Here is a 12,479-nt window from a genome sequence, read left to right on the forward strand (position 1 = left end):
TCGTATAATCGCGGAACCGGTGATCGGATTAAACCGAAATGGGCGATCGGATAATCCCGAAATGGCTGGTCGGAATGCTCCGAAATATGCACCATTACCAACAACTTCGCCTTTTATATCTGAAGTAGTGCTGAAAACACCTACATCCAAAGACCCATCTAAGTCATTCAAAGTGACCAAATGGACGTTGGCTTGAATGATATTTGATTGAAATGATTTAAGGCGCTCATCAACTGACCAATCAAAATGACTAAGTTCAGCGTTTCGTCGATCAAGTGCTCGACTGTAATCATCAATATTTTCATCCTGATGGTCTGAAGCTTTTTTCACTTCTCCTGTCGCTGGGTCTTCTTCGTAAACTTCATCATTGAACGCCTCTAAATTTTCGGTTAAGTAAGCCCTATGCTTTAATGCCGTAGAGTGATAGCCACACATTTCTTTAATTACATTCAGGTCGTATATTGCTTCGCTAATCGATTGAAGTATTTTGTCTCGCTTTTCAAAATCCATTTTATTCATCCACTCGTCAGCCTTAAGCCAACCAAAAAGCAGTAAGCCAACGGTTCCAGCCCCAGCCAACAGGCTTCCAACCGCCGATACAGCGGAAACAAAATCAGTAGACATAACGGGGACTGTGAGGCTTACACCCAGCAGAACACCAGTAGCGAGAGTTAGCGCGTGGTCGATCAAGAGTTTTGCAGTCTTACTTCTCATAACTTTCCTTTGTCGTGAATGAGCGGCACTATGATCTCATATCTACGTTAATATGGAATGGATAAAAATGGACACATGCAAAAGGCTAAGTGAGGAGTTGGTGTTTCGGCGCCAACAGGCGAGCGACAAGCTGACGAACATTGTCATAGATCATCCAATCTTGGTTGGGCAGGCCGATAAGACTGCTGCTTGGCTTGGGATCGAGTTGAGCGATTGGTTAACGATAGCGGGCGGCATTATCAGCGCAGCAGTTACGGTGTTTGCGGCTTGGGCTGCGGTTAAAGCTAGTAGTCCTGCAAGGCGAAATGCGTGAAACCACTTGTTATATTCCCAATAATTCCATTTAGGCTGTCTTACGGGAAAAAATATGCAGTTATTAGGCGTCCATCATGTGGCGATTATTGTCAGTGATTATTTGAAGTCGAAGGCGTTTTACACGGAGTTGTTGAAGTTGCCCGTCATTGCTGAAACTTATCGGGAGTCCCGGGGCTCTTACAAGCTCGACTTGTTGTTGCCGGATGGTAGCCAGTTAGAGGTGTTTTCTTTTCCAAATCCGCCGGCGCGAGTCAGTCGGCCGGAGGCATGTGGCCTGCGTCATTTGGCGTTTCGTGTTGCATCGGTAGAGGAGTGGAAAGAGTACCTAGAGCAAAATGGAGTGTCGGTGGAGCCAGTGCGAGTGGATGAGTTGACTGGGCGGCAGTTTACCTTTTTTGCCGACCCAGACGGTCTGCCGCTGGAGTTGTATCAGGGCTAGTGTGACAAGCTCATTTTTTCAATAATTTCATTGGTGCTCGGCACTCGAAAGCGTTCCGGTTTCACACCGCCCAGCGGCTCAAGGGCTTCGCCGTTAAATGTCTGGTAATGGCGCTGAACGGAGAATTTCTTGCCGCACTGGCTATCTGGCGTTGAGGAAGTGCATTCGATCTCCACCACCAAATACTCACTATGAGTGGCGGCATTGCCATATTTGCCAATTAGGGTTTCAGTGCGTTTCATGTAATGTTCCCCCAGATGTGGATGATGGGTTTGAACTATATGTCAGTTCCGATTGATTGCTACTGCTGTAAGTCAGCTTTTCAATTACAAAGTCTTACCTCATAGTTTGATTTCTGAAGCCCGTAAAGCCGCCACATCTTCTGGGTCATGGGTGACAAGTAAGGTCGGCAGTGCAAACTGATGAATTTGTGCTAAGACAAACTCCCTTATCTGTTCTCGTAGGGCGATATCCAGTTTGCTAAAGGGCTCATCTAGCAACAATGCCTGTGGTTCACTCAATAAGGTGCGTAATAGGGCCACTCGCGCCGCCTGTCCCCCAGAAAGGGTATCGGGAAGTTGATAGGCTACCTGGTTTAACCCAGCGGCAGCTAAAGTGTCCAAGGCGCGGGCGCGGCGCTGTCTATTGGTTTGGCCTTCAGGAATCGCAAATAGCAGGTTTTCTAGCACATTAAGGTGCGGGAATAGCAATGGCTGTTGTTGTAGTACTCCCAAACGACGTTGCTCCATGGGCAGTGAGTCGATTCGTTTGCCATTAAGGTTGACCGTGCCGCTCCCCTGCAATGCATCCGGCAAAAAACCGCCCACGTAAGCTAAGAGTGAGGATTTTCCCTGCCCGCTAGGGCCGGTGACAGCCACAACCTGCCCCGGCGCTACCGTTACACTCAGGTCGCGGATAAGGTCGCGCTCCGGTAAAGCGATGGATATACGATTCAATTCAAGCATGTGGGTATTTTAGCCTTAGTCGTAGGGGCGTCCAGATACGCGGTAACAAAGCCGCAAGTAAAAATGCCAAAAGAGGTAATAACGCTTGTGTCATAGCAACCAAGCCAACCCGCTTGCGATCCCCGGCTACGGCCTGTGCGACGGCTTCCGTGGTCAAGGTGGATAATCGTCCTTCACCCCCAATTAATGTGGGCAGATATTGGGCCACACTGACAGCAAAGCCGATAGCGGTCGCAGTAAACAACGCAGGTTTTAACATGGCCAGTTTTATCCCTAGGTAATTACGTAGGGGGTGAGGGCGCAAACGGATAGCTTCATCAAGGTAGTTTTGGTTAAACGCTAAATAAGGCCCTTTCAAGGTCAGCAACACATAAGGCAGCACATAGAGCCAGTGTAAATAGGCGGTCGTCCAAAAAGGGTGATGCAGCTCTATTACTATCAAGCTAATGTGAATGCCAAATAGGAAACCAATCTGCGGCAAAACTAAAGGTAAATAGAATAATATCATTATTAAACTGGTGTAGCGTGTCAGTATCCGGCTCACTTCCAGCAGGAGTAGACTAGCGAGTAGCGCAAGCATCACTGAGGTGACGCCCAGCATAAAAGTATTGGCGGTTAGTTCTAATAGTGGTTGCTGGATGCGCCAGAAGGTATCGAAAGACCAGCTCTGTGGCCAAAGATCGGGAAAGCGCCAGCGCTGGGCAAAGCCCCATATGGGCAACACCAGCAAGGCAAGAAATGCTAAAGCTAACAGCAAAAGTGATAGAAGATAAGCAAAGCGCAACCCCCATTCCAATAGTGGCTGCTGTCTTGAGCCCGTTAAGGTGAGATTCTTCAAATAAGACAACAGGCTTCTCGCGCATAACTCCCACCCGATACTGACCGCAGCAACCAAGGCAAGAAGTAGCAGGGCCCCTGCGCTTGCGATAGGAATACGATCTATAGCTGGGTCCTGAAACCAGTGCAACAAGAGTACGGCAAAGGTTGGCGGTGTATCGGGCCCTAAAATTTGCGCCACATCGACGACAGTCAAGTTAAAGGACAGCACAATAAAAATGGGTAGGCGCAGTTCTCGATAAAACAACGTCGGTAGTAATTTGCCCCAAGTGATCAAGGGCGGGTAACCCAGTTGTTGAGAGGTAGTGAGCAGCTGGCGAATTTTGTCCTGGCGGGCAATGGCCATCATTACAAACACCAAATAGGGCATTTCTTTGAGTACAAGGGCTAAAATCAGGGACAGCGTATAAGGGTCTTGTATCGTAATTAGGTTTGGTGGACGCTGCCAATCTGTTAGCCAAGGGCTGACGAGGCGAAATAACCAACCGGAAGGGGCGAGAAGAAAGGCCAAGCCAATGGCGGCAGCACTATGGGGAATAGACAGTAAAGGGGCGGCTACGGCCCCTAGCCAATGACCAAACTGGGTTTGGCTTAACTTTGCTACCAGAGCATAAGCGCAAACCAATGCTAGCAACGTGGCGACAACACCCGAGACTAGGGTGCGTAGCAGTGCGTTAACGAGTTCAGGCTGTTGCCACAGCTCCAGCCAAACGTGTTGGGTGTCCACCCAGGTATTCGTCAGTGGCTGCCAGCCCAAGGCGGGCAGCAGAATGCTGATCATACCCACGGCAAAAGGGGTAAAAGCCAGTAGCAATACCCCAATAAACCCTGCCAATAACATCCTTTGCGTCATGACGTAATGTTAATTGGCGTAGCGTTCACGCCAACCTTGCTCTAGGGCTTCCATCCAAGAAACATGGGGTTCCGGTAAGGTGGTTCCTAGCTCTCCTAAGGATAAGGTAGCAATCCCCTTGGGGATGTTGTCGAAGCGTGCCTGATCTTTTGGTTCAAGTTTATGGTAATCCAGCACACTTAAATCCCCCCATACGGTCGGCTCTTGCTTGTAGGCTTGTGCTTCAGGAGAAAGGAGGAAGTTGGCAACCACTTGGGCGCCTTCTTTGGCGCTGCTGTTAAAGGGAATGGCGACAAAGTGAGTGTTTCCAATCGTGCCGCCATCCAAGACATAGGTGCGTACCGTGTCCGGCAAGTTGCCTTGGGCGATTTGTACCGAAGCGGCTGAGACATCAAAACTTAGGGCAATATCAATTTCCTGATCATCCAGCAGGCGCATCATCTCCTCAGAGCTGCCGGGGAAAGTGGTGCCGGAGCGCCAAGCAACAGGGTGAAGTTCATCCAAAAAAGCCCACAACGGCGCAGTGATTTGATCAAAGTCCTGACTGGCAACCGGTTGCTGTAATTTGCTCGGGTCGTCGGTGAGTTCACTTAGCGCTTGCTTAAGAAACGTCGAGCCGAGAAATTGTGGCGGTCTTGGGTAAGTCACGCGCCCCGGGTGCTGTTTGGCGTAGTCCAACAGGGCGTGCATGGATTTCGGTGGTTCGTACAAGGTGGCAGTGTCATACATAAACACCACCTGCGCCATGCCCCAGGGTGACTCCATGCCCTCCACCGGAGTGCCAAAATCTTGGGTAAGGCTCTGGCGAGCGCTGGCAGTCACGTAGGTTTGATAGTTGGGTAAGGTCTCGGCAAATGGGCCAAATAACAGACCGCCTTCCTTCATGGCACGGAAGTTCTCGCCATTTATCCAGATCAAATCAACCGAGCCATTGTCGTTTTGTCCGGCAACTTTTTCCGCTAGTACCCGACTCACCGCATGGGCGGTATCAGTTAGCTTCACGTGTTCGAGTTGAACCTGGTATTCGTCCTCCACCCGGTCAGCAACCCATTGAATATAATCGTTAATATTGTCAGCGCCGCCCCAGGCATTCCAATATACGGTTTGGCCTTTGGCTTTCATTAGGGTATCAGACCAAGAGGGGTGGTTTGCATTCTCCGCCATGGCGTAGGTTGACATGGCTGCTACCAGAGCGATCGCCAGTTTTTTCATGCTTAGAAACTCCTTATCAGATTTCATTTAAACCCAGTGTATCTTGGTTAGACGCGAGACTTTGGGTTTTATTACAACGACTTTGGGAATTTTGGCAAAAGTTAGCTTTTCCCGTAACATGGGCGCCGTTCCCCATTTCGGCAGCACGACCATCACTCGGTTCCACTGTTATCACTAGGTTGCACTACTACGAGACACTATGCCGGTTCAGACCAACATTCATCACCCTAGCCAGACATCAACTGCGGCAAAATTGACCGCCCAGCAGCTCGCCGTGGTAAATCATTCTCTGGCTCATCACGCCAAAGTCACCGCGGTCGCCGGTGCCGGAAAAACTACCACCCTAATCGAGCGCGTGATTTATCTGCTAGAACAAGGTGTTGCTGCCCATCGTATCGCAGTGCTGATGTTTAACAAAAGCGCTCAGGAAGAATTTTCCCAGCGACTGCAACAAGCGTTAGCCAATAAAGGGTTGGTCAGCCCGCCCGTTATGACCTTTCATGGCTTTGGCATGCGCCTATGCCAGCGTTTGCAGCAACGGGGTTTATTGCCCAAGTTCGAACTAAAAACCGACGAGTTTAGTTTGGTGCGGTTGCTGCGGGATGCGCGGCAAATCCTGTTACGGGACGGTGGTGAGATGCCAGTAGGGGAAGAACGGGAGTGGTTGGAAGACTTTCTGCTTTATGTGGATCAAGTCAAAGCGGCAGTATTGCCCCCGGAAGAGGTGTTTGAAGACGCCGGCTGGGCCAAAGACAAGCGTTTCTTTATCGGTTTGTATCAAGCCTGTGAGCAGCGCCGCCAACAGCTTGGCTGGGCCTATTTTGCGGATTTACTGAAAGCGCCCCAACTACTGCTTGCCCAAGGTGACGCCGGCGAACAGGACTATATTCGTACCATTGCGCCAGAATTTGATCACCTACTGATCGATGAGTTTCAAGACATCAACCCTTGTCAATATGAGCTCTTGAAAGCCCTATATGGGCAATGCAGCTACTGGATGATTGTTGGAGATGTACAACAGTGCATCTACGAGTGGCGCGGGGCGGCTCCAGAAATTATGGATCAGCAGTTCGTGGCGGACTTTGCTCATCCAGCGAGTTACTCGTTGCCCCACAGTTTTCGCTTTGGGCACCAGATCGGCATGATGGCCACTAGCTTGCTACACGAACAAGCACCCAGACAACAAGTGTTGGGTTTTGGGCAAACTACGGAAATTGGCTTTGCCCAGTCCGATCGCCCCGGTAAAGCCTTGCTAATGGAGCTAAAGCGCTGGCTCGACCAAGGGGGCAAAGTAAGCGACTGTGCAGTTTTAGCTCGTCTTTACAGTGATATGGTGCCGGTGCAGTTGGCGCTGATGCATCGTCGGGTGCCGTATCAGCTACACGGGGATTCCCCTTTGCTGGAAAACCGGCAGATTCGATTGTTGATGGCTTATCTAGCAGTAATGGCCGGGGGCTTACAACATCCTGAATGCTTTTATCAAAGGGAAGATATTGATTACCTCATTACCGTACCCAACGCTATTGGCGACCAGCACGCCCGTCAGGCACTGATTAAGAAAGCCCGGGTTGCGCCCCATCTTCTGCCGGAATTATTAGAACAAGCGGCAGGGGAGCTAGATGGCTGGAAAGCAAAAAAACTGCTGGAACGGGCGGACTGGCTAAGGACGCTAGCTATCTACGATAAGTCGCCGGGACAAGGGTTGGTGTCCACCATCGAAAAGCTCGGTATTTACCGTTACTTCGAGCATACCGCCAACAAAGACATCCAAATACAAGAGCGTATCGCTACCTGCGATGCCTTCATTGCCTATGTGCAGGGTGTTGGGGAAACTGCCGGGGAAGTGTTGGAGCAATTGAAAAACCTGCAACAACAGCAAGACCCAGAACACGGCATCCATTTGATGACCATTCACAAAGCTAAAGGCTTGGAGTTTGACTGCGTGATGCTGGCTGGGTTGCAGGAAGGGCGCTTTCCATACTACGAAAAGGACTTGAGTGCCATTGACCGACAGGCTCAGGCGCAATTAGCGGCTGAGCGACGTTTATTCTATGTGGCGATTACCCGAGCCAAACAGCGCCTTGCTTTTTTAACAGCAGCGGGGAAGCGAGAGCAAAGCCAACTGGAACAAGGACAGCTACCGGTGACCGCTGCGGACAACAAATGTTTATCGCGGTTTGTCTTTGAATCCCAGCCCAAAGTCGTTGAAAAAATACTGGCAGTTCAAAGCGATACAGGAGCGGTAACGGTAAAAAGCAGTCGAGTCGCGCCACTGGCAAACTACCTCAGTGCCAGTGGTTTAGAAATCGACGTGGCATTCCAAGCCAATGATCCCGGTAAAAGCGGACTGTTGAAACCCGGTGATCGAGTCCGCCATGATCAATACGGCCAAGGTATTGTGGTGCGCCAAGAGCAGTCTGGTAAGCGGATGATCTTTGTGGATTTTGAAAGTGAGGGGTTAAAACGCTTTAACCCCAAACACACGAAATTAGTACCTCTAAGCCGCAGAGGGTCGGCTTAGAGGTACTAAAAAAGGTGGGATTGGCCTATTGCTGAGAAAGTTCGAAATAGCGAACTTTCTGGGTCAGCTCGGTGGCAAGTTCTGAAAGTTGGTCGGCGCGGGCATTTAACGCATGCATGGCGCTGGTGGTTTCGTTGGTGATAGTGCTGATATTGTCGATGTTGCGGCGCACCTCCGTGGTCACACTAGCTTGCTCTTCCGCTGTGGTTGAAATTCTATCGTTCATATCCCGGATTTGCGTAACCGAGCCGTTGATATGCGCCAAAGATTCCCCTTCGTTGCGAACTTGCTCCACCGCACGTACCGAGCGTTCATGGCTTTGGGTCATGGCGCGCACGGCTTCCGTTGTGCCGGATTGCAAGGCTTGAATCATCTGCTCGATTTGCTGAGTGGCATCTTGGGTATTCTGCGCCAAGTGGCGAACTTCATCGGCCACCACGGCAAAACCGCGGCCTTGTTCACCGGCCCGCGCTGCTTCGATAGCGGCATTTAGCGCCAAGAGATTGGTTTGCTCGGCAATACCTAGAATCACATTCAGGATGTTGTTTATTTCATCCGTATTTTGCTTCAAGTTTTGGATGGTATTGGCGGAACGGCTAAGCTCATCCGCTAAGCCTTCGATAGTGGCAATGGTCGAGTGAACGATCTTAGTGCCTTCGTTAGCCGCCGCTTCCGCAGAGTGGGCCGCTTCACTGGCTTCTGTCGTCGCCTGAGAAACATGAACGGCAGTCGTTTGAATTTCCTGAATCGCTTGGGAAATCTGTGCGGTTTCCTGCTGTTGGCGGTCTACCATAGCGGAAGAGTCCGTGGTAATACGATTTAAATCCGTTGCCGCGCTAGAGAGAGCGGTACTGGACTTCATTACGTCGTCAATAATAGTCGCCAGCTGATCAATCAGCGTGTCGAAAGCGGCTTCCAAGGCGCCGATTTCATCCCTACGCACTGTCTTGTGAGAGGAGCGGGTCAATTTACCGGACGCAATCGCTTCAGCTCGCTTCACCGCCTTTTTCAGTGGGGCAACGATGCTGCGAATAACCAGAATGCTATAGGTCAGTCCGGCAATAATGACCACTAAGGTAATGACCGCACTGGTAGCAAGGGTATTATCCAGCTTAGTGGTTTGAGCGGCGGATACATCGGCGGAGTATTCATCAATAGTGCTCATGATGCTTTCCATGGTGCCATTGATATTAACCAGTAGTTCGTCGGCGTTGCGTCGCGCTTTATTTGCCTGCATGGTTTTCAGCTTTAGCCACCAGTCATAGGTCTCGGTACTGGCGTTTAAAAACTCCACTTGCAACGCTTCGAGCTGATCAATCTGCTCGATCAGTGGCGCCATATAGGCATTGTCGGGCAGCAGCTGGAGAGTGGTTTTCACCTCTACTAAGCTGTCGGCTAATTCTTGGGAGTATTGCTTGAACTTATCTGCGGATTCTTGGATCTGTTCCACACCGTAGCCGCCCATGGACTTGGCAATAGATACCTGGAAGAAGCCACGCTCAAACTCCACGGTCTGTTTGAGTAGCAACTGGCGGCTGCGCTCTAGGTTTTTTACCAAGGTTAGGCTGTTAGCAGACAGGGCTTCCAACTCGCTGGACACGGCTTTACTGGTCATGGCGGAGTTGGCGCTGAGCGCAGCCACCACGATAGCAAACAATATCACGAGGGATAGAATCTTTGCTTTAACCGAAAAATTATTCATGTGTTCACCAATTTTTGTAACTGATTTACTTAAAAGTGAATGAGTATTCTAGTCTTGCGGTATTCTTGTATGCGATTCGTATGCCATTCAGTCATAAACTAAAATTTTTGTCCAATTTTTAATAAATTCAAAGACTTAGGTGTATTTTTGATGGTGTATTGTGTAGCTTTTTAGCGCTATTTGTAGCTTTTTGTATAAGATAGTTAAAGGGTTGTGGTGTTACTTGTTGTTACGTAAGAGATATGAAATGTGCACTAGGATTACGTAATGTTATGCACTCGTTCAGTTATTCAAACGAGCGCACAACATTAGGGCATTAATAGGGGAGGGGGTAGAGGGGTTAGGCGTCGGTCATCGGTGCTGATTGGATGACCACTTTATTGTCTTCCACGCCGAAGAAGAAGCAGTCACGGCGATTGGTATGGCAAGCAGGACCTGTTTGATCCACCTGCAACAAAATGGCATCGCCGTCACAGTCGAATGCCATCGAAATAAAGCGCTGACGATTGCCAGAACTTTCCCCTTTGCGCCAATAGGTTTGGCGGGAGCGCGACCAGTAACAAACTTGCCCGGTCTCTAAGGTTTCGCGAATAGACACCTCGTTCATATACGCCAGCATAAGCACTTCTTTTGTGTCGTACTGCTGGGCGATAGCGGCGATCAGACCGTCTTTATCGGTTTTTAAATTGGCTAGCACCTCGTCAAGGGATAAGGTTTCACCTTTGGCGAGATGTTCAAATGCTTTTAATGTCATCTTGTTTCCTAATGGGCGACTAAACCTGAGCGCTACAAATGGCGCCTTTACCAATGCCTTCAAAGGCATGAACTTCAATCACATCACCTTGGTTTTCATGGGCGAGCTTGTTGGCAATATAAGTAGCGAGATTTTCTACAGTGGTATCGCAGGGCAACATATACACTTGGCGGCTAGGGATTTTCAGCTCATAAAAGCCTTGGGAACCATCATAAGCAAAGTGATGGTATCGCTGGGAACTCTCCTCGATGATGCCAAGTAGGTCCTCATCTGTGCCAAGGTAAATATCATGCCAGCGTTGGGCCCAATCTTGCTCCAGTGCTTCATCCCGTGTTCCATTACGGTAAACTTCAATTACCGAGCGATGCCCGTGAACAATGCGCTGACAATTACCATCGTGCTTTTTCAAGCCGTGGCTGTATTGATATTGGGCGGCGTTGGTTTGCTCTGGGGTGAAGCGCACTGCCACAGCCTCTAATTCAGCGGGTAATAAATTAAGAATTTGCTGCTCGACCCAATGGGCTGCTGCCGCGGCGCTGATTTGAGTTAAGGGGAGGGCACAAAATGCCTGAGTCGGGGCGTTACACTCCAGGCGATGGGCAGGATTGCCATCGTCAAACACAAACTGCGTCCGGGCTGACTCTAGTTGCACAATAGACACATGGGGGTGTTCGGCAGGTATCACCAACGTGTGATCAATGTGGTCATCCAGCCACTTTTTAATCTGCTTCTTAACGATACTAAAGTCACACACCATACCCTCGGCGTTAAGTTTGCCAGTAAGGATAACATCCGTCTGCCAACTTTCACCTAATACGCCGCGCTCCGGGCAAAAATACGATAAGTCCACATGGGTGAGATTTTTTACAAACAGTTTCAACTGCGCGCTCCCATAAAATACATCGCCGACTCTGTGCTACAGAGACAGCGGCAAAAACCGATAAAGTTAGTCAAGTATAGCCGAGAGCGCTAAAAGCTTCAGCAACGGTAGCGGCGAACCAGCGAATTTCGTTAAAGTATTCACACTAATAGAAAAAAGATAATAAACCCCATAGCTTAGGTTGCACATCGAAACAGAGTGCGTATAATGCCCCACCAAGGTCAACGAGACCTCCTCTATGGTGTCTCTGCTGGTCCCCCCGCAACGATAAACCGTGAATCTGGTCAGGTCCGGAAGGAAGCAGCCACAGCGGTAGACTCGGGTGCCGGGGTGAGGCTGGCAGAGATGCCACCTAAATTCCCCCCTGTAAATTCCTCCATAAAGTGACAAAAAACCACCATAAGATGACAAACTTTGCAGCATAAGCTGACATAGTCTACGTTTAAGTTGTTATTTAGTTACAACTTACAGGTGTGGTGTATGTACACTCGCAATCTCCGCAAACCTAGCCCAAGTAAAAATATCTACAAGTTCGCGAGCAGAAAGAGCCATTCGACCATCATGTGTGAAAGTGGTCTTGAGTTTGACGCTTGTTTTCATCTCGAGTTTTCACCCACCATAGCGGCTTTTGAATCTCAACCCCACGGCATAGAGTATCTTGTAGATGGCAAAGTCCGACGCTACACACCCGACTTTAAAGTTGTGAAAAATACTGGTGAGATTGAATACATTGAAATTAAACCAGAACGTATTCATACAACAGAAAAATTTCGAAACGAATTTGAGAAAAAAAGAGCGGCTTATAGTGAGCTGGGTTACAAGCTGATCTTGGTCTCTGAAAAGCAAATTCGTAATCAGCACCTTTTATCAAACCTTAAAACACTTCATCGTTTCTCGAACACCACCTTATCAGATGTTCATAAAAAAGTACTTGAGCTCGTAAAAAAGGTAAAAAGTCTTTCAATTCGCCAGATGGCAGCCAAAATGAATTTAGTAATTGGGGAGTGTATTGCCGCCTGTGCGGTTCTAATTGGTATCGGAGCTATCACAGCAGATTTAGTAACAGAGCCACTATGTGAGCATTCCCTAATTAATGAGAATTGATTATGTTTGAGGATGAGTTTGAGGGCAATTTAGATGAAGAATGTGTACAAGAGTTTCACTCTGAACCCAATAAGGATTTACTACTCAACTGTAAGCGTCACTAAATCAGCCTCTAGTTTTCGCGCTTAACCCCGCCCAAACTGTGTTTCGTCTATTCATCCACGGAGCACACAATATGAATGC

12 protein-coding genes and 1 other RNA gene are annotated in these 12,479 nt (G+C 49.1%); 5 read left to right on the forward strand and 8 right to left on the reverse strand.

Annotated elements, in window-relative coordinates:
• The coding region (locus FJM67_RS15915; protein WP_140591413.1) for a hypothetical protein at positions 1–714 on the reverse strand (714 nt) is incomplete at its 3' end.
• Between the two features lie 67 nt (positions 715–781).
• Between FJM67_RS15915 and FJM67_RS15920 the strand changes: the two genes are divergently transcribed.
• Both FJM67_RS15920 and gloA2 read left to right on the forward strand, forming a co-directional pair.
• Positions 782–1,027, forward strand: a complete 246-nt coding sequence (locus FJM67_RS15920) for a hypothetical protein (protein WP_140591416.1) — start codon at positions 782–784, stop codon at positions 1,025–1,027.
• A gap of 54 nt (positions 1,028–1,081) precedes the next feature.
• A complete protein-coding gene (gene gloA2, locus FJM67_RS15925) occupies positions 1,082–1,468 on the forward strand; it encodes an SMU1112c/YaeR family gloxylase I-like metalloprotein (protein ID WP_140591419.1) in 387 nt (128 codons plus the stop codon).
• Here gloA2 and FJM67_RS15930 read toward each other — a convergent pair.
• The 4 genes from FJM67_RS15930 to FJM67_RS15945 all read right to left on the reverse strand — a co-directional run bounded on the left by FJM67_RS15930 (position 1,465) and on the right by FJM67_RS15945 (position 5,335).
• Complete coding sequence (locus FJM67_RS15930) at positions 1,465–1,710, reverse strand: hypothetical protein (protein WP_140591422.1); 246 nt, start codon at positions 1,708–1,710, stop codon at positions 1,465–1,467. The genes gloA2 and FJM67_RS15930 overlap by 4 nt on opposite strands.
• A 99-nt stretch (positions 1,711–1,809) precedes the next feature.
• Positions 1,810–2,433 carry an ATP-binding cassette domain-containing protein gene (locus tag FJM67_RS15935; RefSeq protein ID WP_140591425.1) on the reverse strand — a complete coding sequence of 208 codons (624 nt, stop codon included), beginning with the start codon at positions 2,431–2,433 and terminating at the stop codon, positions 1,810–1,812.
• The gene (locus FJM67_RS15940) at positions 2,426–4,105 is read right to left on the reverse strand and encodes an ABC transporter permease (RefSeq protein WP_235890090.1); all 1,680 of its coding nucleotides are present in this window, start codon (positions 4,103–4,105) and stop codon (positions 2,426–2,428) included. Before FJM67_RS15940 ends, FJM67_RS15935 begins: the two co-directional genes overlap by 8 nt.
• A gap of 27 nt (positions 4,106–4,132) precedes the next feature.
• On the reverse strand, positions 4,133–5,335 hold the full coding sequence (locus FJM67_RS15945) for an ABC transporter substrate-binding protein (RefSeq protein WP_140591431.1): 1,203 nt from the start codon (positions 5,333–5,335) through the stop codon (positions 4,133–4,135).
• A 199-nt stretch (positions 5,336–5,534) separates the two neighbouring features.
• Here FJM67_RS15945 and FJM67_RS15950 point away from each other — a divergent pair, with 199 nt between their 5' ends.
• Entirely contained in the window at positions 5,535–7,856 is a 2,322-nt protein-coding gene (locus FJM67_RS15950) for an ATP-dependent helicase (protein WP_140591435.1), read from the forward strand.
• Positions 7,857–7,881: 25 nt separating this feature from the next.
• Here the strand turns inward: FJM67_RS15950 and FJM67_RS15955 are convergent, their stop codons facing one another.
• The 3 genes from FJM67_RS15955 to FJM67_RS15965 form a co-directional block, all read right to left on the reverse strand.
• Positions 7,882–9,558, reverse strand: a complete 1,677-nt coding sequence (locus tag FJM67_RS15955; RefSeq protein ID WP_140591438.1) for a methyl-accepting chemotaxis protein — start codon at positions 9,556–9,558, stop codon at positions 7,882–7,884.
• Between the two features lie 340 nt (positions 9,559–9,898).
• Complete coding sequence (hisI, locus tag FJM67_RS15960; RefSeq protein ID WP_140591441.1) at positions 9,899–10,312, reverse strand: phosphoribosyl-AMP cyclohydrolase; 414 nt, start codon at positions 10,310–10,312, stop codon at positions 9,899–9,901.
• A 19-nt stretch (positions 10,313–10,331) separates the two neighbouring features.
• Positions 10,332–11,192 (reverse strand): 6-carboxytetrahydropterin synthase, encoded by an 861-nt coding sequence (locus tag FJM67_RS15965; protein WP_140591444.1) that lies wholly within the window; start codon positions 11,190–11,192, stop codon positions 10,332–10,334.
• A gap of 248 nt (positions 11,193–11,440) precedes the next feature.
• Here FJM67_RS15965 and ffs point away from each other — a divergent pair.
• Together ffs and FJM67_RS15975 are read left to right on the forward strand one after the other, a co-directional pair.
• Positions 11,441–11,537, forward strand: an RNA gene (ffs, locus tag FJM67_RS15970) — signal recognition particle sRNA small type.
• Positions 11,538–11,672: 135 nt separating this feature from the next.
• On the forward strand, positions 11,673–12,296 hold the full coding sequence (locus FJM67_RS15975; protein ID WP_140591447.1) for a TnsA endonuclease N-terminal domain-containing protein: 624 nt from the start codon (positions 11,673–11,675) through the stop codon (positions 12,294–12,296).
• Positions 12,297–12,479 lie beyond the last annotated feature (183 nt).

Source organism: Maribrevibacterium harenarium (assembly GCF_006385675.1).
Classification (GTDB): Bacteria; Pseudomonadota; Gammaproteobacteria; order Pseudomonadales; family Marinomonadaceae; genus Marinomonas; species Marinomonas harenarium.